19 protein-coding genes and 1 tRNA gene are annotated in these 21,375 nt (G+C 60.1%); 11 read left to right on the forward strand and 9 right to left on the reverse strand.

Annotated features, from left to right (window positions below; all coding sequences use genetic code 11):
* Positions 1–75: 75 nt before the first annotated feature.
* The 6 genes from HX875_RS05565 to dibA form a co-directional block, all read right to left on the reverse strand.
* Positions 76–1,056 (reverse strand): sulfate/molybdate ABC transporter ATP-binding protein, encoded by a 981-nt coding sequence (locus HX875_RS05565; RefSeq protein ID WP_177042302.1) that lies wholly within the window; start codon positions 1,054–1,056, stop codon positions 76–78.
* A gap of 3 nt (positions 1,057–1,059) precedes the next feature.
* Positions 1,060–1,932 carry a sulfate ABC transporter permease subunit CysW gene (gene cysW / locus HX875_RS05570; RefSeq protein ID WP_177042304.1) on the reverse strand — a complete coding sequence of 291 codons (873 nt, stop codon included), beginning with the start codon at positions 1,930–1,932 and terminating at the stop codon, positions 1,060–1,062.
* 13 nt (positions 1,933–1,945) lie between these two features.
* Positions 1,946–2,764: a sulfate ABC transporter permease subunit CysT gene (gene cysT, locus HX875_RS05575; RefSeq protein WP_177042306.1), complete on the reverse strand. Its 819-nt coding sequence runs from the start codon at positions 2,762–2,764 to the stop codon at positions 1,946–1,948.
* 198 nt (positions 2,765–2,962) lie between these two features.
* Positions 2,963–3,973, reverse strand: a complete 1,011-nt coding sequence (locus HX875_RS05580) for a sulfate ABC transporter substrate-binding protein (protein WP_010168832.1) — start codon at positions 3,971–3,973, stop codon at positions 2,963–2,965.
* Between the two features lie 76 nt (positions 3,974–4,049).
* Positions 4,050–4,232, reverse strand: coding sequence for a sulfur starvation response protein OscA (gene oscA / locus HX875_RS05585; protein ID WP_003170956.1), 183 nt, complete (start codon positions 4,230–4,232; stop codon positions 4,050–4,052).
* A 304-nt stretch (positions 4,233–4,536) separates the two neighbouring features.
* Positions 4,537–6,447 carry a phosphodiesterase DibA gene (dibA, locus tag HX875_RS05590; RefSeq protein WP_177042308.1) on the reverse strand — a complete coding sequence of 637 codons (1,911 nt, stop codon included), beginning with the start codon at positions 6,445–6,447 and terminating at the stop codon, positions 4,537–4,539.
* Positions 6,448–6,613: 166 nt separating this feature from the next.
* On the opposite strand from dibA, the gene desA reads away from it, so the two are divergent.
* Positions 6,614–7,798, forward strand: a complete 1,185-nt coding sequence (desA, locus tag HX875_RS05595; RefSeq protein WP_010168824.1) for a delta-9 fatty acid desaturase DesA — start codon at positions 6,614–6,616, stop codon at positions 7,796–7,798.
* A 444-nt stretch (positions 7,799–8,242) separates the two neighbouring features.
* A complete protein-coding gene (locus tag HX875_RS05600; RefSeq protein ID WP_177042310.1) occupies positions 8,243–9,241 on the forward strand; it encodes a GGDEF domain-containing protein in 999 nt (332 codons plus the stop codon).
* A 136-nt stretch (positions 9,242–9,377) separates the two neighbouring features.
* Here the strand turns inward: HX875_RS05600 and HX875_RS05605 are convergent, their stop codons facing one another.
* The 3 genes from HX875_RS05605 to gabD all read right to left on the reverse strand — a co-directional run bounded on the left by HX875_RS05605 (position 9,378) and on the right by gabD (position 13,626).
* Entirely contained in the window at positions 9,378–10,586 is a 1,209-nt protein-coding gene (locus HX875_RS05605) for an HDOD domain-containing protein (RefSeq protein WP_177042312.1), read from the reverse strand.
* A gap of 137 nt (positions 10,587–10,723) precedes the next feature.
* Positions 10,724–12,001 carry a 4-aminobutyrate--2-oxoglutarate transaminase gene (gabT, locus tag HX875_RS05610; RefSeq protein ID WP_003218153.1) on the reverse strand — a complete coding sequence of 426 codons (1,278 nt, stop codon included), beginning with the start codon at positions 11,999–12,001 and terminating at the stop codon, positions 10,724–10,726.
* A gap of 182 nt (positions 12,002–12,183) precedes the next feature.
* The gene (gene gabD / locus HX875_RS05615) at positions 12,184–13,626 is read right to left on the reverse strand and encodes an NADP-dependent succinate-semialdehyde dehydrogenase (protein WP_177042313.1); all 1,443 of its coding nucleotides are present in this window, start codon (positions 13,624–13,626) and stop codon (positions 12,184–12,186) included.
* A 395-nt stretch (positions 13,627–14,021) separates the two neighbouring features.
* On the opposite strand from gabD, the gene HX875_RS05620 reads away from it, so the two are divergent.
* From HX875_RS05620 to HX875_RS05660, 9 genes are all read left to right on the forward strand, one after another.
* A tRNA-Arg gene (locus HX875_RS05620) sits at positions 14,022–14,098 on the forward strand.
* 167 nt (positions 14,099–14,265) lie between these two features.
* A complete protein-coding gene (locus HX875_RS05625; RefSeq protein ID WP_177042315.1) occupies positions 14,266–15,501 on the forward strand; it encodes a tyrosine-type recombinase/integrase in 1,236 nt (411 codons plus the stop codon).
* Between the two features lie 282 nt (positions 15,502–15,783).
* Positions 15,784–16,623, forward strand: coding sequence for a hypothetical protein (locus tag HX875_RS32710; RefSeq protein ID WP_256348037.1), 840 nt, complete (start codon positions 15,784–15,786; stop codon positions 16,621–16,623).
* 101 nt (positions 16,624–16,724) lie between these two features.
* A complete protein-coding gene (locus tag HX875_RS05635) occupies positions 16,725–17,045 on the forward strand; it encodes a helix-turn-helix transcriptional regulator (RefSeq protein ID WP_177042317.1) in 321 nt (106 codons plus the stop codon).
* On the forward strand, positions 17,042–17,347 hold the full coding sequence (locus HX875_RS05640) for a hypothetical protein (RefSeq protein WP_177042319.1): 306 nt from the start codon (positions 17,042–17,044) through the stop codon (positions 17,345–17,347). Before HX875_RS05635 ends, HX875_RS05640 begins: the two co-directional genes overlap by 4 nt.
* Before the next feature lie 47 nt (positions 17,348–17,394).
* Positions 17,395–17,880 carry a hypothetical protein gene (locus HX875_RS05645; protein WP_177042271.1) on the forward strand — a complete coding sequence of 162 codons (486 nt, stop codon included), beginning with the start codon at positions 17,395–17,397 and terminating at the stop codon, positions 17,878–17,880.
* Positions 17,877–18,161 (forward strand): hypothetical protein, encoded by a 285-nt coding sequence (locus HX875_RS05650; protein ID WP_177042321.1) that lies wholly within the window; start codon positions 17,877–17,879, stop codon positions 18,159–18,161. The genes HX875_RS05645 and HX875_RS05650 overlap by 4 nt, the downstream gene beginning before the upstream one ends.
* On the forward strand, positions 18,158–18,430 hold the full coding sequence (locus tag HX875_RS05655; RefSeq protein WP_177042323.1) for a DUF3077 domain-containing protein: 273 nt from the start codon (positions 18,158–18,160) through the stop codon (positions 18,428–18,430). Before HX875_RS05650 ends, HX875_RS05655 begins: the two co-directional genes overlap by 4 nt.
* A complete protein-coding gene (locus HX875_RS05660) occupies positions 18,427–21,315 on the forward strand; it encodes a DUF927 domain-containing protein (protein ID WP_177042325.1) in 2,889 nt (962 codons plus the stop codon). The genes HX875_RS05655 and HX875_RS05660 overlap by 4 nt, the downstream gene beginning before the upstream one ends.
* Positions 21,316–21,375: the final 60 nt, after the last annotated feature.

Below are 21,375 nucleotides of genomic sequence, written 5' to 3' on the forward strand. Positions count from 1 at the left end.
GCATACCGAGGTGACGCTATCGCAGGCAAGCCAGCTCCTACATAAGCCTGCTCCCATATGGGTTTTGCGGCGCTTTTAGGCTTTTTGCCAGACCTTGGGCTTGAAGAACAACGTCTCGCCCCGCGCCAAACCGGTCAGGCTGTCGTGATCCTTCACCACTTCAGCCTCGATCAGCTCGCTCTGGCCCTCGACCTTCAGGGTCACCCGGGTGGTCGCGCCCAGTGGGCGAATATCACGCACTTCAGCGGCGTGGTGGTCTTCCAGCTCATGGCGCGACAGCGACACTTCATGAGGACGGAACAGCACGTGCTTGTCCTCGCCCAAATGCAGGCGGTTGGAATCACCGAGGAAGTGATAAACGAAATCGCTGGCCGGGTTTTCGTAGACTTCGCCCGGTGAGCCGATCTGCTCGATCACGCCCTTGTTCATCACCACGATGCGGTCCGCCACTTCCATGGCTTCTTCCTGGTCGTGGGTCACGAACACCGAGGTCAGGTTGATGTCTTCGTGCAGGCGCGCCAGCCAGCGGCGCAGTTCTTTACGGACCTTGGCATCCAGGGCACCGAACGGTTCATCCAGCAGCAGCACCTTAGGTTCCACCGCCAGGGCACGGGCCAGGGCGATACGCTGGCGCTGGCCACCGGAGAGTTGTTCCGGGTAGCGATCCGACAACCAATCGAGCTGCACCATGTTCAACAACTCATGGACTTTGACCGCGATCTGGCTTTCGGTCGGGCGCTGGTTTTTCGGTTTCATGCGCAGGCCGAACGCGACGTTGTCGAACACGGTCATGTGGCGGAACAGCGCGTAGTGCTGGAACACAAAGCCGACGTTGCGATCGCGCACATCGTGGCCGGAGACGTCTTCACCATGGAACACGATGCTGCCGTCATCCGGGGTTTCCAGGCCTGCGATGATGCGCAGCAAGGTGGTCTTGCCGCAGCCGGACGGGCCCAGCAACGCCACCAGCTCGCCACTCTGGATGTCCAGATTGATGCTGTTCAGGGCCTTGAAGGCGTTGAAGTTCTTGCTGACATTACGGACTTCGATCGACATGACTTATTCCTCACCAGCGCTTTTGCGCAGGCGGTTGATACGGTTCTCGCTCCACTGCTTGAGCAGCAGGATGAAGAGCGCCAGGATCAGCAACAGGCTCGCGACGGCGAACGCGGCGACGTGGTTGTATTCGTTGTAGAGGATCTCGACGTGCAGCGGCAAGGTGTTGGTCACGCCGCGAATATGGCCGGACACCACCGACACCGCACCAAACTCACCCATCGCCCGCGCCGTACACAACACCACGCCGTAGATCAGGCCCCACTTGATGTTCGGCACGGTGACATGCCAGAACATCTGCCAGCCGTTGGCACCCAGCAGGCGCGCGGCCTCTTCTTCCTGGGTGCCTTGTTCCTGCATCAACGGGATCAGTTCACGGGCCACGAACGGCACGGTGACGAAGATCGTCGCCAGCACGATGCCCGGCAAGGCGAACACGATCTGGATGTCATGGTCCTGCAGCCAGGGGCCAAAGAAGCCCTGGGCGCCGAACATCAACACGTAGACCAGGCCGGCGATCACTGGCGATACCGAGAACGGCAGGTCGATCAGCGTCACCAGGATACTTTTGCCACGGAACGAGTACTTGCTCACGCACCACGCGGCGCTGACCCCGAACACCAGGTTGAGCGGCACCGAGATCACCACGGCGATCACCGTGAGTTTCAGCGCCGACAACGCGTCCGGTTCAAGGATCGCGGTGAAGAACGCCCCCAGGCCATTCTTCAGGCCCTGGGACACCACGATAAACAGCGGCAGCAACAGGAACAGCGCGAACACCAGCCAGCCAAGGCTGATCAGGATGCGTCGGGACACCGCACTGCCACGGCGGGCAGCGTTGGCCGAGGACGCGGCGGAAATAGACGATTGGGACATGTTCCGCGCCTCCTTATGGGTGTTCGATGCGCCGCTGCAGCAAGTTGATCAGCAGCAGCAGGACAAAGGAAACCACCAGCATCATCACGCCGATGGCCGTGGCGCCGGTGTAGTCGTATTGGTCGAGCTTGACCATGATCAGCAACGGCAGAATCTCGGTTTTCATCGGCATGTTGCCGGCGATGAAAATTACCGAACCGTATTCACCCACGCCTCGGGCGAAGGCCAACGCAAAGCCGGTCAACCAGGCGGGCAGCAGCGCCGGCACCAGGATGTAGCGGAACACTTGCAGTGGCTTGGCACCCAGGCAGGCGGCGGCTTCTTCGATTTCCCGGGGGATATCGGCCAACACCGGCTGCACGGTACGCACCACGAATGGCAGCGTGACGAAGGTCAGTGCCAGGGTAATGCCCAGGGGGGTGTAGGCGATCTTGAAGCCCAGGTCTGCGGCAAACTGCCCGACCAGGCCTGTCGGCGTGTACAGCGCAGTGAGCGCGATACCGGCAACGGCGGTGGGCAAGGCAAACGGCAGGTCGATCATCGCATCGATGATCTTGCGACCCGGGAAGGTATAACGCACCAGTACCCAGGCCAGCAGGGTGCCGATAATGCCGTTGATGATCGCTGCGCAAAACGCGGTGCCGAAGCTCAGTTTCAACGCCGCCAGCACACGGGGTGCGGTGATGATGTTCCAGAACTGATCCCAGGTGAGTTGAGCGGCATGTACAAACATCGCCGCCAGGGGGATGAGTACGATCAGGCTGAGGTACACCACGGTGTAGCCCAGCGTCAGCCCGAAGCCGGGTATGACGGGGGAGATACGACGCGACATAAGAGTCCTTGGTTAGCGGGTAGATACCACTGTAGGAGCGCGCTTTCTGTGGGCGCCGGCTCTTCTGTGGGAGCCGGGCTTGCCCGCGATAGCATCACCTCGGGGTGTCAGCCACACCGCAGTGATGCTATCGCAGGCAAGCCAGCTCCCACACAAGCCAGCTCCCACAGAAAGGCGCGCTCCTACCGGTAGTTTGGCTTACTGCGCCGAGTAGATCTGGTCGAACACGCCACCGTCATTGAAGAATTTCGGTTGGGCAGTTTTCCAGCCGCCGAAGTCTTTGTCGATAGTCACCAGGTCCAGTTTCGGGAACTGCTGGGCGTATTTGGCGGCGACTTTCTCATCGCGTGGGCGGTAGAAGTTCTTCGCCGCAATCTCCTGGCCAGCCGGGCTGTACAGGTGCTTGAGGTAGGCGGTGGCAATTTCAGTGTTGCCCTTTTTCTCGGCGTTCTTGTCGACCACGGCCACTGGCGGCTCGGCGAGGATCGACAGCGAAGGCACAACGATGTCGAACTTGTCGGCGCCGCCGTCTTCTTTCAGGGCCAGGAAGGCTTCGTTTTCCCAGGCCAGCAACACGTCACCCTGACCGTTGTTGACGAAGGTGATGGTCGAACCGCGAGCGCCGGTGTCGAGGATCGGCACGTGCTTGAACAGTTCTTTCACGTATTCCTGGGCCTTGGCTTCGCTGCCACCGGCTTTCAGGCCATAGGCCCAGGCGGCGAGGAAGTTCCAGCGGGCACCGCCGGAAGTTTTCGGGTTCGGGGTGATCACGGAAACGTCTTTCTTGATCAGGTCGCCCCAATCCTTGATGCCTTTAGGGTTGCCCTTGCGCACCAGGAACACGATGGTCGAGGTGTACGGGGTGCTGGCGTCCGGCAGGCGGGTTTGCCAGTTTTCCGGCAGGGTCTTGCCCAGTTTTGCGATTTCGTCGATGTCGCCGGCCAGGGCCAGGGTCACCACGTCGGCACGCAGGCCGTCGATCACCGCACGGCCTTGCTTGCCCGAACCACCGTGGGACTGCTGGATCTTGACGTTGTCGCCCGGGTGCTCTTTCTTCCAGAAGCTGGTGAATTCAGCGTTGTAGTCCTGGTAGAGCTCGCGGGTCGGGTCGTAAGACACGTTGAGCAGTTCGTAATCCTTGGCAACAGCGGAACCGGCAAACACGGCACTGGCCAGTGCTGCCAGGGCATAACGGCGAATCGACGACATAGAAGGCTCCTGAAATTCTTGGGTGTTGGCTTTTTTCTTATAGTTGCGGGTCTTGCAATCGAATCGCCGATCTTGCTCAGCTCGGTTTGTTGCCCGGGTTCTGCAAACGGAATTTCTCTTTGCGTTCGATTTGTACTACCTGGGCGTTGTGCACAGTGATTTCCACCGCACCAAACCGCAGATCGCGCAGGGCGCTCTGGATCTCGCGCAAAATGGCTGCTTCGTCCTGGCCGTCAACGCTACGTAGAGATGCGCTCATGGTCGTGCTCCTGAAATGAGAAGTGCCTCGCAGTGGCGGCACTGCTTGCGGCGTGAGGGCGATAGTAGATAAGCGCGGATATTCTTAAAAATACTATTTAAGAATGTTTATATAACCAGAAAGAATTTTCTGGTGGGGCGTGGGGTTGCGCGGGGTTTGGGCCTGAAAATACCGAAGCAAGAACGAGTGCTGTACTTGTGGCGAGGGAGCTTGCTCCCGTTGGACTGCGTAGCAGTCCCATTTTTTGGGGGCGCTGCGCACCCCAGCGGGAGCAAGCTCCCTCGCCACAAAACCCACATGATGTTCAGCGAATGATCGGCGCCTTGGCCCAATCCAGCTCATTGGCCGGCATCGGCCGGCCAAACCAATACCCCTGGCCCAGGTCACAGCGCTGCTCCAATAGAAACCGCGCCTGTTCAACCTGCTCGATGCCCTCGGCATGCACCTGCATGCCCATGCTCTGCGCCAATGCGATCACCACCCGTACAATCGCCGCGTCGTCTTCATCCCACGGCAACCCGGCGACGAAGCCCTGATCGATCTTGAGCTTCTGCACCGGCAACCGCTTGAGCCGCAACAGCGATGAATAACCGGTGCCGAAGTCATCAATCGCCAGGCGCAAGCCCAGCTCCCGCAGGCGGTGCATTTGCTCAAGGGCGACTTCCGGGTCTTCCATCACCGCGCTTTCGGTGACTTCCAGTTCCAGGAACGCCGGATCCAGCCCCGTGTCATGCAGCACCTTGGCCACTTGCCCGTACAGCTCACGCCGGGCAAACAGGCGGCTGGACACGTTCACCGCGAGGAACGTGAGCGGCGCGCCCTCGGCCAGCCACTGGCACATCTGCCGGCAGGCCTGGTCCATGACCCAAGCATCAATATCGGCAATCAGCCCGGTACGCTCGGCAATCGGGATAAATTCCCCCGGCGGCACCAGCCCGCGCTCCGGATGCTGCCAGCGCACCAGGGCTTCGACGCCGATCAGGCGGCTGTCTTGCAGGTCGTGCACCGGCTGGTAGTAGACCCGCAGCTCTTGCTGATCCAGGGCACGGCGCAGTTCGCCGGCCATTTCCACGCGGTGCTGGGCGTGGGCGGTGAGTTCTTCGGTGTACAAGGCGTAGCCTTCGCGGCCGGCGCTCTTGGCCTTGAACAGCGCGGAGTCGGCGTTGCGCAGCAGTTGTTCGGCGCTCAAGGCATCGCTGGGAAACAGGCTGATGCCAATGCTGACGCTGATAAACAGTTGATGACCATCGAAGATCACCGGGTCTTTCATCGCGTCGAGAATCCGTTGCGCCAGGGCCGCGGCCTGGACCACCTGTGGACAACTTTCCGCCAGCACCGCGAACTCGTCACCACCCAGGCGCGCCAGGGTCACGCCGGGACCAAACAGGCCTTGCAAACGTTCGCCCACGGCCTTGAGCAACTGGTCACCGACATTGTGGCCGAGGCTGTCGTTGATGATCTTGAAGTGGTCCAGGTCGAGCAACAGCAAGGCGCAGCCGCGTTTATGGATCTGCGCCGAGGCCAGGGCCTGTTCGGCGCGGTCGGTGAACAGCAGGCGGTTGGGCAGGTCGGTGAGCGGGTCGTGGTGGGCCAGGTGCGCCAGTTCGTGCTCGGAGTGCTTGATGGCACTGATGTCGGAGAACACCGCGACGTAGTGGCTGAGCTGGCCCTGCTCATCGCGGATCACCCGGATGGTCTGCCACTGTGGATAGATTTCGCCGCTTTTACGGCGGTTCCAGATCTCGCCGCTCCATTCGCCTTCGCGCTCCAGGGTCTGGAACATCTGTTGATAGAAGCTCGCGGAGTGGCGCCCGGACTTGAACAGGCTCGGCTGGCGGCCCAGCACGTCGTCGCGCTGGTAGCCGGTGATTTCGATAAAGGCCCGGTTGACGTGAACGATCAGCCCTTGGGCATCGGTGACCAACACCCCTTCACGGGTGCAATCGAATACGGCAGCGGCCTGGCGCAGGCGCTCGCGGTTTTCCTTCAGGGGCTGCTGGATCAGGTTTGCCCGGGCAAAACGGGCGCAAATCAGGTAAATCGCCAGGGCACTGAGGCTGACCCACAGATAACCGCGCATCTGAAGCCAGCGGCCCAACTCCACGGGCTCATCGATAAAGTTGATCAATACCTGATGGCTGAGCTGAATCCACACAATCGAAACCAGCAGGTACATCAGCCCCGCACGCAGGGCACCTCGGTATGAAAACAGCATATGGTCAGTAATCCTTACTAAAAAACCAGAATCGCCCTACAAACGACCCGGATTATAGAATAGGAAACACCTTGTAAGTCTTATCTGAAACGGTCACTGGTTTTATCCGAAAAGGGAGTGATAATGCGGATGCTGTTTTTTTCTTTATCTGAGGGCCATACAGCCTATGTGGTACAACGGTTTTCTTGACTTGTCGGCCTGGCAACTGGTCGCGGTCACCCTGTTGATGACCCACGTGACCATTGTCGGGGTCACGGTCTATCTGCACCGCTATTCAGCCCACCGCTCCCTGGAGCTCAATGCTGGCCTGAAACACTTCTTCCGCTTCTGGCTGTGGCTCACCACGGCGCAGAACACCCGCGAATGGACCGCTATCCACCGCAAACACCACGCCAAGTGCGAAACCGTCGACGATCCCCACAGCCCGGTGATCAAAGGCTTGTCTACCGTGCTGCGCAAAGGCGCCGAGCTGTACCGTGCCGAGGCCGAAAACCCCGAAACCCTGCGCATCTACGGCAAGAACTGCCCGGAAGACTGGATCGAACGCAAGCTCTACACCCCGTACCCGTTGCTGGGCGTAGCAATCATGGGCGTGATCGACCTGCTGCTGTTCGGCACCATCGGCATCACCATCTGGGCCATCCAGATGATGTGGATCCCGTTCTGGGCCGCCGGCGTGATCAACGGCCTGGGCCATGCCATCGGCTACCGCAACTTCGAATGCCGCGACGCGGCGACCAACCTGATTCCCTGGGGCATCATCGTTGGCGGCGAAGAGCTGCATAACAACCACCACACCTACCCCAACTCCGCCAAGCTGTCGGTGAAGAAGTGGGAATTCGACCTGGGCTGGGCCTGGATCAAAGTGTTCAGTTTCCTGCGCCTGGCCAAGGTGCAACGGGTGGCGCCGATCGCCCACCGGGTCGAAGGCAAAGGCCACCTGGACATGGACACCGCCATGGCGATCCTCAACAACCGTTTCCAGATCATGGCCCAGTACCGCAAGTTGGTGATTGGCCCGCTGGTCAAGCAGGAACTGGAGAAGGTCGATCACTCGGTACGCCACCAGTTCCATCGCGCCAAGCGCCTGCTGTCGCGGGAAACCAGCCTGCTGGACGACCGTCACCACGTGCGCATCCAGAGCATGCTGGAACACAGCCAGGCCCTGAAAGTGATCTACGAGAAGCGCCTGGCGCTGCAACAGATCTGGCTGAAAACCAGCACCAACGGCCACGACATGCTGGCGGCGATCAAGGAATGGGTACACGAGGCCGAGGCCAGCGGGATTCAATCCCTGCGGGACTTTGCCCACCAGTTGAAGACCTATTCGCTGCGGCCTGCGGCGGTCTGACACGGCTGTAGCGAGCCGATTTTTTGTGGCGAGGGAGCTGCTGTGGCAAGGGAGCTTGCTGTGGTGAGGGAGCTGCTGTGGTGAGGGGGCTTGCTGTGGCGAGGGAGCTTGCTCCCGCTGGGCTGCGTAGCGGCCCCAAAATCTTGGGAGCGCTGCGCACTCCAGCGGGAGCAAGCTCCCTCGCCACAGCAGCCCCCTCACCACAGCTATCTCCCTCACCACAGCAGCCCCCTCCCCACAGCTATCTCCCTCCCCACAGCAAGCCCCCCACCCCAACAAGCTCGTCCCTACATGTTTCTGACGCCATTTCTTGGTCGCCTCAAATCGACGCTGATAACGGAACTTAGCTGCAAATTCCCCCTCTCAAACAACACTTCGCCATCCCGGCGGCCCTTGTTGTGACCGCTGCCCAACCCCGCGGCATGCCCAGAGAGAGTTGTGCCGATGGTCCACGAAAAGACCTTCACCGACCCACCCGTCCTCGACCCGCCACGACCGGCCGCCGCCGCTACGTTGCTGGCGCTGATGCATGCCCAGGGCGAAGTGGAGCGTTTGAGTGAACGCGAGCAACTGCTGAGTTCGCTGCTGGTGAGCGTGAATGCCGTGCTCTGGGCCATCGAGTGGGACACCCGCCGCGTGCTGTATGTCAGCCCGGCCTATGAGCGGGTTTTCGGACGTACGGCGGGCCTGCTGCTGAGCGACTATCGGGAATGGCGCGACAGCATTCACCCCGAAGACCTCGACTACGCCGAACACAGCCTGGCCCAGGTGCTGCACAGCGGCGCCGTGGAAGACCGCGAGTACCGCATCATCACCGCCGACGGGCAGATCCGCTGGCTCAGCGACAAGTGCTACATCAGCCAGCAGGCCGAGCCCGGCCAGCCGGTGATCGTGGTGGGCATGGCCGAAGACATCACCGACAAGAAGCAGCTTGAGCTAGAGCTGCACCGCCTGGCCACCACCGACGTGCTGACCCGCAGCAGCAACCGCCGACACTTCTTCGAGTGCGCCCACCACGAGTTCGAACGCGCCTGCCTGCAAGGCACGCCGTTGGCGTTCCTGTTGCTGGATATCGATGACTTCAAAGTGATCAACGACACCTACGGCCATCTGGAGGGCGATCAGGTGCTGCGGCGTATCGCCGAGAGCGGTCGAGGGGTTTTGCGCCGTGGCGACCTGTTCGGGCGCATTGGCGGCGAAGAATTCGCGGCGGTGCTGCCCGGTTGCGCCCCGGAGATGGCCATGCAGGTGGCCGAACGCCTGGGACACGAGATTGCGCAACTGAGCTTCAGCCATGACGGCGAGAGCTTCGCGGTCACCGTCAGCCAGGGCCTGGCCAGCCTGACCGCCGAGGACGCCAACCTGGACAGCCTGTTCGCCCGGGCCGACGCCGCGATGTACGAGGCCAAGCGCCAGGGCAAAAACCGCGTGCTTACGGGCTGACGCTACACGATTCCCTGTAGGAGCTGGCTTGCCTGCGATAGCATCACCTCGGTGCAACTGACACACCGAGGTGCCTGCATCGCGGGCAAGCCCGGCTCCTACAAAAGCCAGCTCCCACGCTGGCCCGCATCGCCTGCTAGGTTTTGCGCATACGCGCCAATTCCGGCAAACCCACCTTGAGCAAGCGCGCGGTCTTGCCTTTGGCCAGCGCCTCGACGCCTTCATGCTCGGTCAGCCGTGCCAGTTGCGCCGCCAGGTTCACCACCAGCGCTTCCCGGGAATACACCCCGCCCTCCAGCGAATAAATCGCCGCGATCAACTGGCGCAACTCCAGCGGCAAGCGCCAGCGGGTACGCAGCGCCGAGCCATAGGCCGCACCAAAGGTGTAAAGCGACTCGCCAATCACTTCGTCATCCAGCTCGCCGCCACCCTGCAGCCAGTCTTGCAGGCACCGCAGCAAGGCCAGGTCGCCGAGGCGATGGAGGATGCCGGCGCTGTAGCAGCGCTCGTGATCCAGGTCGAGCATGCGCGCCAGGCTGCGGGCGTAATCGGCGGTGCGCTGGGACAGTTGCCAGTGACGCTCGGCGTAATCCACAAGGCTTGGGTCGCTCAGCACCACGTTGTGCTTGAGGGCGAGCCCCAGGATCAGGTTCATGCTTTGCCCGGCCGCCAGCTTGTGCAGGGCCATGGACAGGGTTTGCACCGGCGAGCCGTGATGGCCGGCGCTGTTGGCCGCGGCGATCAGCACGGCGGTGATTTGCGGGTCTATGCGCACCTGTTCTTCCAGGCGCTTGAGGTCCAGGCCTTCCGGTTCCAGGCTGTGTTGCACGGCGGCCTGCACGTCGACCCGCAGCGGCGCGCCGTCGGACGCTTCGCGGCGCCGCTCAAGGAACACCGGCAAGGTCATACCCGGCGCCAGGGCCGGGACTTCGCAGTACACCGTCTCGCCTTCGTTCAGCAGCAAGTCTTGCAGGCGCTGGGTCAGGCCTTCCATGTTCAGGGGCTTGGTCAGGTACGCCGTCGGCGCCAGGGGCAAGGCTTCGCGCACGCTGGCGCTGTCGTTGCGGGTGCTCAGCAGGATAAACGGCAACAGCGGCGAACGCCGTTGCTGACGCAGGCTGCGCAACAGGCTCAGGCCATCGATGCCGGGCAGCTCCCAGTCAGCGATGATCAAGTCATAGGGTTTCTCTCGCAGCAACTCGGCGGCCCGCTGGCCATCGGCACACACATCCAGCCGCGCGTCACAGCGCACATTCAACAACACCTGCTTGAGCAAATCCCGGGACCAAGGGTCGGCCTCGGCAATCAACACACGGGGTACCGCAGGTAAATCAACAGCAGTCATCCAGCACGCTCCATCGGCAATACCTGCACCTTAGACAAAGGAGCCGCCTGCGTACAATGAACAACCGCTGAATACCGTTCATCGGGCACAAAAAAACCCGCCTAAGCGGGTTTTTTGTCGATCAGGTCAACTTTTGATCACAGCTCGGAGAAGCACTCTTCGATGATCGCCAGGCCTTTGTCCAACTGCTCGTCCGGCGAGGTCAGCGGAACCAGTACGCGCAACACGTTGCCGTAGGTGCCGCAGGACAGCAGGATCAAGCCCTTGTCGCGAGCCTTGGCCACCACGGAAGCAACGGCTGCTGCGTTCGGCTTGTGGCTGTCGCCATCTTCGAACAGCTCCACCGCAATCATCGCGCCCAGGGCACGTACTTCACCGATCACCGGGTACTTGGCCTGGATAGCTTTCAGGCCGGTCACCAGGCGCTCGCCGACAGCCTTGCAGCGGTCCAGCAGGTGTTCTTCTTCGAACACTTCCATCACGGCCAGGGCCGCGGCGCAAGCGATCGGGCTACCGGCGTAAGTGCCGCCCAAGCCGCCCGGTGCGATGGCGTCCATGTATTCAGCCTTGCCGCACACGCCGGCCAGCGGGAAGCCGCCTGCGATGGATTTGGCGAAGGTGGTCAGGTCGGCTGCAACGCCCATCTGTTCCATGGCGAAGAAGGTACCGGTACGGCCGGCACCGGTTTGCACTTCGTCGGCGATCAGCAGGATGCCGTGCTTGTCGCACAGTTCACGCAGGCGCTTCATGAAGGATTTAGGCGCGACGTAGAAACCGCCTTCGCCCTGCACCGGCTCGATGATGATGGCAGCGATATCACGCGGCTCGGCATCGTTCTTGAAGATGCGTTCGATGCTGGCGATGGAGTCGTCGTCGCTCACGCCGTGCAGTTCGTTCGGGAACAGTGCGCGGAACACGCCGCCTGGCATCAGGCCCATGCCGGCCGAGTACGGCACGACTTTACCGGTGAGGCCCAGGGTCATCATGGTGCGACCGTGGTAAGCGCCGGTGAAGGCGATCACGCCGGCACGGCCAGTGGCGGCACGGGCGATCTTCACGGCGTTTTCTACCGCTTCGGAACCGGTGGTGACCAGCAGGGTTTTCTTGGCGAAATCACCTGGCACCTTGGCGTTAACTTTTTCGCACAGCTCAACGTATGGCTCGTAGGCCAGTACCTGGAAGCAGGTGTGAGTCAGCTTGTTCAGTTGCTCGGTCACGGCCGCGATGATTTTCGGGTGCACGTGGCCGGTGTTCAACACGGCGATACCGCCGGCGAAGTCGATGAACTCGCGACCTTCAACGTCGGTCACGGTGGCATTCTTTGCCGACTCGGCGAAGATCGGGTGAATCTGGCCAACACCGCGTGGTACAGCGGCTTCGCGGCGTTTCATCAGGGATGCGTTGGTCTTGCTCATAAAGTCCTCATTCGCCACTCATCGGGTGGCGTGGTCCAAGGAATACGTGGCGGGGAGGCAACTACGGCAGCATGCGATGATCGACTGCCACAGCTTTCCCGGCCACTACGAATAACGGGGTGAAACACGCAAAGGGACAGCGCTCTCGTGCCCTTTGCGTTTGCAGCAATCCTTTACCCGGCTTAGATGCCCAGGCAGAGGTATTTGATTTCCAGGTAGTCTTCGATCCCGTACTTGGAACCTTCACGGCCCAGGCCCGAAGCCTTGATGCCGCCGAACGGCGCCACTTCGTTGGAGATCAACCCGGTGTTGACGCCGACCATGCCGTATTCCAGGGCTTCAGCCACACGGAACACACGGCCCAGGTCGCGAGCATAGAAGTAGGAAGCCAGGCCGAACTCGGTGTCGTTGGACATCGCGATCACTTCGGCTTCGTCTTTGAAGCGGAACAGCGGCGCCAGTGGGCCGAAGGTTTCTTCCTTGGCGACGGCGGCGTCTTTCGGCACGTTGACCAGGATGGTCGGCTCGAAGAAGTTGCCTTCCATCACCTTGCCGCCGGCCAGCAGGGTTGCGCCTTTGCTCAGGGCATCCGCGATGTGCTCCTGAACCTTGGCTACCGCTTTCTCGTCGATCAGCGGGCCAGTGGTGGTGCCTTCTTCCAGACCGTTGCCGATCTTCAGCTTGGCCACGGCCACTTTCAGTTTCTCGGCGAACGCGTCGTACACCGAATCCTGAATGTACAGACGGTTGGCGCAGACGCAGGTCTGGCCGTTGTTGCGGTACTTGGAGATGATCGCGCCTTCGACGGCCTTATCCAGGTCGGCGTCGTCAAACACGATGAACGGCGCGTTACCGCCCAGTTCCAGGGAGACTTTCTTGATGTCCTTGGCGCATTCGGCCATCAGCTGGCGACCGATTTCGGTGGAGCCGGTGAAGGACAACTTACGCACGATCGGGTTGCTGGTCAGCTCGCTGCCGATATCGCCGGCGCTGCCCGAGACCACGCTGAACACGCCGTTCGGAATGCCGGCACGCTGGGCCAGTTCAGCCAGGGCGAACGCCGAGAACGGGGTTTGCGACGCAGGCTTGAGCACCATGGTGCAACCGGCGGCCAGGGCCGGGCCGGCTTTACGGGTGATCATCGCGGCCGGGAAGTTCCACGGCGTGATGGCGGCGGTAACGCCGATCGGCTGCTTGATCACGATCAGACGCTTGTCCGGCTGGTGGCCGGGGATGACATCACCGTAGACGCGCTTGGCTTCTTCGGCGAACCACTCGATGAACGAGGCGGCGTAGACGATTTCGCCCTTGGCTTCGGCCAGTGGCTTGCCCTGTTCCAGGGTCATCAGGCGGGCCAGGTCATCCTGGTTCTCGATGATCAGTTCGAACCAGCGACGCAGCTTGTTGGCGCGGTCCTTGGCGGTGAGTGCACGCCAGGCCGGCAGAGCCTTGTCGGCGGCTTCAATGGCGCGACGGGTTTCGGCGGCGCCCATTTTTGGCACGGTACCGAGGATTTCGCCGGTAGCGGGGTTGTTGACCTTGATCGTTTGACCGTTGTCCGCATCGACCCAAGCGCCATCAATGAAGGCTTGCTGGCGGAACAACTGGGTGTCTTTGAGCTGCATGTCGGCTTTCCTTAACAGCACCGCGCACGCGCGGAGCGAATTAGAGTTGTTGAAAGGCGCCTTGAGGGCTGCCGTCAGGGAAATCATTCACTGGGCGCAAGCACGTAAATAGCGCACGGATGGACAGATGTGCGGTTCAGCACCCAGACAAGAGCGTTTGAAATCTCAAACGAATCCTAGGATCAATGGGGGTACAGGGCAATAGTCTGTTCGAAAAAAAGAACGAAAACGGCGCATTTGCTCCATTTTTCTGATCAGCGTATTTCAAGCGAGTTCCACCCCGATGGGCCAAGACGCCCGGCACAGGGCTTCAGCGGCGCGTAATCCTACGGGCGGGCGGGCGAAAAGCGGCATGGACGCCCAAGGTCGACATGGGTATGATGTCGCCCGCACAAGCATCCGTAGCTCAGCTGGATAGAGTACTGCCCTCCGAAGGCAGGGGTCGTGGGTTCGAATCCCGCCGGGTGCACCATATAGCAGTCTCGGGCTGTCTCAGACAGTCTACGAAACACCCCAAGAAGCCCGCCCCGTGCGGGCTTTCTTGTTTCTGGTTATCCATCCCTGTCTACCCCTATAACTTCCCGCCGTGTATGCCCACGTGTATGCTTTGAGATTTCTATAACTGGAGGCATACAGGAAGTGAAGCGTACTGAAATCAAACGCCGCCCCTTAGCAGACACCACTCTTGCAGGCCTGGAGCCTGAGCAAACAACGTATCGGGAGCAGGACGGGAATGGCCTGTACTTCCGGGTGAAACCTAACGGGCAGAAATCATGGGAGCTGCGCTACAAAAAGCCAGACGGAAAATGGTCTTGGCTGGGTCTCGGCGGCTACCCGGAAATCAGTGGCTCATTGGCGAGACAGAAAGCAGCTCAACTGCGTGAAGACGCATCGACCGGCAAAAATCCATTGGTGAGCAAGCAAGCTCGCAAGGTTGCCGACCAGGTTGCTGCCAACAACACTTTTGAAGCGTTAGGCCGTGAGTGGTTTGAAGCCAGACGCACAAGCTGGGAAGCAGGTACGTCCCGACGAGTACTGGGAGCACTGGAGCTTCATGTGTTCCCTGTCTTCGGTAAGCGCGTGTACACAGAAATATTGCCCCTGGAATGGATGGAGTTTCTACGCGGCATGGAGCAGAAGGGGATCATTGAACAAATGGGCCGAGTTCGTGCCTTTTGCAAAGAGATCTATGACCTGGCCCGCGTAACAGGACGAGCCGTCCACAACCCCCTTGAAGGTCTCAGCAAATTCCTGCAATCACGTAGCGCAGAAAACTACGCACACGTTTCGATTGAAGAACTGCCTGCACTACTTCGAGCGATCAACTCCTACCCTCACGCAAAGGACGTTCGTATAGGGCTTCGCTTGCTTGCCTTATTGGCATCGCGACCGAGCGAGATTCGGGAAGCACGCTGGTCAGAAGTCGATCTATCCAAAAAGTTATGGACGATCCCAGCCGAACGAATGAAGCGTCGTCGCGAACATGTGGTGCCTCTCTCTCGACAGGCAATCGAAGCGCTTACTGAGTTACGAACACTGACAGGTGCGTACCCGCTCCTATTTCCAGGCAGGAAAGACAGGACAATCCCCCGTAGCAACACTGTCTTTCTAATGGCGCTCCGCAGACTGGGATATGCAGGTCGTCAAACAGGCCACGGTTTTCGTCACATCGCGAGCACCATACTCAATGAGCAGGGTTTCGATGAGAATCACATTGAGGCCCAGCTCTCTCACGCAAAGGAGGGGATTGCCGGGGTGTACAACAAAGCGGTGTACCTGCCTCAGCGCAGAGTGATGATGCAGTGGTATGCCGATCATCTTGATGCGCTAGCGAGCGGAAATGTCGTGCAGGGGCAATTTGGAAAGGCAGTATGAGAGCACATACCCAACCCCCCTCCAAAACCGGTGTAACGGGTGTTACTCGTGTAACGCCCATCGCCAAACGCGCGGTTTCATTGGCTTTCACGCGCGTTACACAGTTGAGCAGCTTAGCGTTCATCCGATGTAACACTGCCCGTGCGTGTAACGCCAAAATCAGCGTATGGCTGCTGCGGGCAAGCGCTCTGCACCCATGCCTACAAAGCGGCTTTCGCTGGTTACCCGCTTTGAATCCAGGGCGTGGGACTCTCCGTTACACGGTACCGATGACACTTCGCCATGACTGATCACCGACCCATCTTGCATTTGGCGTTAAGCCGGGGACTGCTCAGTTATCTCTCCGCGCAACCGCTCTATGACCTCTGCCGTGAGCAGGTCGCTGACGCCTGCCGCTTGATCGACCAATGCTGTCTGCGCATTCATGGTGACGATATCAACAAAGATCTCGCCAGCATGTGCATTCAGACGACGATCCATGAGGAGACAATTTTTCAATATTCCTCCACCGATAGCAAGGCACGCCTTGCGCATTGGGTCCGCATGTACAGCAATTGCTACACGGCATCAGAGCGCGATGCTCATTCTGCGTACATCATGGCTTGTGCCGTAAAAGCGCTGGAGGCGATAGCCAGCTGGATGCACACAGCCGACCAAGAGGCGTGGTCTCATGTCTCCGAACTTCCCACCGACTGGCCCAAGGATCTCTACTGCCAATTCGTAGAGATGCAGGTCGATCCGAACACGCGCATTGAGGCGCTTGATCAGTACGCCCTCTACTTGGAACCGATCACGTCCCTACCCTGCCTTACCGCAGATGAACTGAGACCTATCGCCCACCGCGCGATTAAGAATGCCACCCGCAAAATCGGCGGCATCATCAGCGGTATGGAGCGTAACGAGGAGATTAGCGTTCGAGACGCCGCAATAGTTAAACAGGGACGTCACTACCGCGCAGCGGGGATGTCCAAACGCAACGTTGCAACGAAGGTACATGCCTGGCTACAGCGTGAGGTCGCCAAACCTCCAAAACAACGGCCTGATTGGATTGCACTTGAAACCGAAAAAACCCTAACTCGCAAAAGCGTTGAGACCATTCTCAAACGCAACTTGGTGCTGTAGCTAAAATTTCAATTGGTTTTCAATTGGAAGTGAACTGCTCACCGACGCCCCATTTATAGACCATTGCTCTCGCCAGTCCAAATCAATCGAGAGCAATACCAATGACAAAGAACATCGCCCACCAGCCCGCTCCACTCTTCCCAAATTTTGCCAGCCCCTTCGACTCCACCAGCGCCGTACCAGGCTTAGCCGCTCCATTTGACCCCGCTACCACCCTCATCAGAATGCCGCGGCTTGAAATCGTTACAGGATACAAACGCTCGACGATCTACAAGCTTATGCAGTGCCCCGATAGTGGTTTCCCACAGCCTGTCAAATTGAGCAACAGCACCGCGCGCGGCGCACCTGTTGCCTGGGTCCTTTCCGAAGTTCAAAGCTGGGTTAAAAGCCGCATCGAAGCACGCGACCGGGTGGCAGCATGAAAAAGCGAGTCGCCGACAAAGCCATTTTGCAGCCCTTTTCAGTACTCAGAACAGTCGGATTCTCATCACGCGGTATGCAGCGTTTTGAACGTTACCGCGCAGAGCAAAAACGCCTGAACCGGGACGTGATGGTGATGCGATGGAGAGATGGGATCTGGTGCGCATTGTCAGTTCCCTGCCAAGCCCCTCAAGCAATCATCGTCGACGAAGGCCAACAAATCGATGCCTACGAGGATGCGCGCGCATGCCTCGAAGGCGACCTGTTGCCCTTTGTCTCCCTGCGCTGGGACATCCATGCCTGAAACGAAAACGCCCCCGGCGGCAACCGGAGGCGTTGAGGTAAATCTACATGCGTGATCAATTTATGCCGCATCGAAAAAATCCGCAAGCGATCCACACAGTTGCACTTTCAAAAAACGGGCGTTACTCTCTGGCTGTCGCTGCAAATTCAGCGACCGGGCTTGGTAACCCGACGAAATCAAGGCGCAACAGCGCCCCCATTACGATTGCAGGCGCTTTTTTTGTGCCCGCAGTTACGTGTTATGGCGGCTGTGCGTGGGAGGCATTCGTGCCTGCCGGGTTCCTTGATTCCCGGTTTACCAACCTGCGCACAGCTGCCACCCATTCGCTTGGTAACGAACGTGGCAGCTCCTCAAATCAAGGAGCTACACAGATGAAACACGCCCTCAATCCGTCCAAAATTCGCGCCGCCGCTCATCGAGCAATGGCTCTCGCCGCTTTACACGCCAATTCCAGCCTCGCTACACGCCTCGCCCGTTACAACGCCCATATGTCCAAAGCGCGAGCTCTGGAAGCCGTAGGGGGTGCCCAATGAGCATGCTCCCAGGCTTTACACTGCCCGAGGATCTACTCTGCGTCAGCCCGGACGCCGAAGCCGGTCTGCCTATCGACGCCATCACCTGTGCGCTCGACCGTGCCGACTCCGTTCTCATGCTGCTGGAAGACCACTTAGACGGGGATAAACCCCTGCTGTCCAATCGCGTACTGTCGTCTGTTATTTGGGACGTGCGCGGCACCTTGGGCTTAATCAAAACACTCACCATGTACGGTGATGCCTCTTCTGTGCCAATGGGCCAGAAAGGCGGTGCGCTATGACCCACTCCAGCACGCGTGGACGCTCCGAGTTTTCCCCTGCCAACGGTAACGGCCAAAACCTGTTTCGGGTGAATGCCGGTATCCCGGTAGAGGACGCACTTGAGGCCGTCTCCCAGATTCTGCACCACGCCAATCAACTGATCCTCGACGCCGCCATCAGCGATGCAGGCGAGCGTTTTAGTTGGCCTGCGTTCTACCTCGGCGAGATGGCCAAAGCGCTGATCGACGACGTGAATGAGGCGTTGCTTGAGTCGAGGGCCACGCCATGACTCAACGCACCGGCAACACCTCAAAGCGTCCCAGCTTCGCCGACGTAAAAAGTGCCTCACTGAAGAACATCGACCGCGTCCTTACTCAATGGCTGCCGAACGGCAAACGCGTCGACGGCGGCAAGGAATATACCGCGCCGAATCCGACGCGTACGGACAAACGCGCAGGCTCACTCAAGGTCAATTTGAGCAAAGGCACCTGGGCGGATTTTGCCACCGGCGATAAGGGCGGCGACCTGATCGACCTCGTGCGCTACATCGACGGCGGCACCGACGTTGATGCCTGCAAAAAGCTGGCGGACCTGCTCAACGTTTCCGCCGGTTCGGCGAACGCTAAAAACGCACCGGCCAAGCCCGCAGCGCCGGAGTGGATTGCGATCCAGCCGATCCCGGCCGAGGCCATGAACAAGTGCCCTGCCAAGCACCGGCAACACGGTGTTCCGTCCAAGGTGTGGATCTACCGCGATGCACAGGGCCGGCCGGTCATGGCGCTGTATCGCTTCGACCTGGGCCCGGATGAAGATGGCAAGCCGCGTAAAGTCTTTGCACCGTTGACCTGGTGCAAGCGCTCAGATGGGCAAACCACGCAATGGCGCTGGCAAGGGTTGCCGCAGCCTCGGCCTCTGCTACGCCTGGATGAACTGGCACAGCGTGCCGATGCGCCTGTGGTGTTGTGTGAGGGTGAAAAGGCCGCTGACGCTGCCGCTGAACTGATGCCGGACTACGTCGCCACCTGCTGGCCGAACGGCTCCAACTCTTGGCACAAGGCCGACCTGACGCCACTCAAAGGGCGCACGGTGGTGCTATGGCCGGATAATGATGCCAGCGGCAAGGCCTGCATGGACGCCATCGAACTCAAGTTGATTGAGCTGGGCGCCGCTTCGGTGCAACGAATCTCCCTCGACGTGTTCAAGCTCAAGCCCAGCAGAAAAGGCGGCAAGCCGACACTCGTCAAAGGTGGAAAATGGGAAGACGGCGACGATGCAGTAGACGCATCAGCCAAAGGCTGGACCGCTTGCCACGTAGCCGAGCTGGTGCGCAGCGGTGAGTTTTTCGGCGGTGTCGCTGAGCCAACTGCGCCCCAAGAACAGAAGGCCAAGGCGCCCGCCAAACGCCCCGCGAAATCGAAAAATGATCTGTTGCCGGGCGGCTTTCGCCTGACCGCTGAAGGGGTTTTTTATTCCGGCGATGATGGTGAGGCGCGCCCCGTGTGTTCGCCTCTCGAAATCATCGCTCGCACTCGCGACGACAAGGGCCACAACTGGGGCTTGTTGGTTGAGTTCGATGACCCAGACGGCGCTAAAAAACGTTGGAACATTCCGGCCCGGACCATGACCGGCGATTTCGGCAAAGACGTACTCGGCCCGCTGGTAGACATGGGCCTGCGCCTTGCCGGAAGCCGATCAGGGCGCAACGCACGCAATGACCTGCAGAGTTACCTCGGCGGCTTCGATAGCGCCCAGCGCGCACGTTTGGTAACGCGCCTGGGTTGGCACGACAACGCCTTCCTTCTGCCCGAACAACAGATCGGCTCGCACGCCGAGCATCTGCATTTTTATGAGGCCGGTGCGCAGCTTCCACCAATCAGCGAAGCGGGTTCTCTGGAGCAATGGCAGCAGCAAATCGGCGCGCTGTGCGTTGGTAATCACCGCTTGGCGTTTGTCGTCTCTGTGGCCTTTGCGGGGCCTCTGCTGAACCTGCTGGGGCATGAGTCGGGCGGCTTCCACCTCTACGGCGACAGCTCCGGGGGCAAGACCACTCACCTGCAAGTCGCTGCCTCGGTCTATGGAGGGCCGCGTTTGGTGCGTTCGTGGCGTTCGACAGATAACGCCCTGGAGTCCATCGCCGCAGCCCATTCAGACGGCCTCCTGGTACTTGATGAAATCGGCATGTGCGATCCACGCATTATTGGCGAGACGGTGTACATGCTCGGCAACGGCACCGGCAAGGCCCGGGCGAACGATCGAGGACAAGCAGGCCGACAGGTGCAGGAGTGGCGCTTGCTGTTTCTCTCAACCGGCGAGAAGACGTTGGCGCAACACATGGCGGATGCCAACAAGGAACTGAAAGCCGGTATGGAGGTGCGCATGCTCGCCGTACCTGCGGATGCCAGCAAAGGCCTCGGCATGTTCGATGTGCTGAACGGTTTTGAGGACGCTGCTGCCCTCTCCGACGCGCTCAAGGCCCGTGTAGCCAAATACTACGGCACACCCCTCACGACTTTCCTGCACGCATTGTGCGCGCCAGGAGAAATGCTCAGGTGGTCAGTGATCGTGCGCCGCACGGTGGAGCAGTTCATCACCCAAAATCTGCCCGCCTCAGCCAGTGGTCAGGCCCAGCGTGCCGCCCTTCGCTTTGGCCTCGCAGCAGCGGCCGGAGAGTTGGCCACCGCCTTCGGCGTCACCGGCTGGCCGGACGGCACGGCCACGACCGCCGCACGGGTGTGTCTGCATGCGTGGCTGGCAGAACGTGGTGGCGCCGGTAACTTCGAGGGTGATGCGATCTTGGCTCGACTGCGCCAGGTGATCGAGCGATTCGGAGAAAGCCGCTTCACCCGCTGGGAATCTGCCGCCGCAAAGATCGATGAACACGGCCCACGCACGATTGATCGGTTGGGCTTTCGCAAGACCCTGGAACACGGCATGGGGGATGCACTGCACACCACCAACACCTACTACGTGCTGCCAGAAGCCTGGAGGGCCGAGATCTTCAAGGGCATGAACATCAGTGCAGTAAACAAGGAGCTGCTGCAAAGAGGCGTGCTGGAACCGTCCAGCGACGGCAAAGCGTCGAGTCTGGTTCGGTTACCCGGTCTGGGTCAGCAACGCTGCTACATCGTGAAGACGACTCCGGGCACGGATGAGAGCGAGGCCAGGGCTGCCTGAGGGCCTCTCTGATGATCGAGGTAGCGCCGGCTTCTTCCCGGCCTCGCCAGCCGCTCATTC

This window comes from Pseudomonas yamanorum (genome assembly GCF_013386765.1).
Lineage (GTDB): Bacteria > Pseudomonadota > Gammaproteobacteria > Pseudomonadales > Pseudomonadaceae > Aquipseudomonas > Aquipseudomonas yamanorum_A.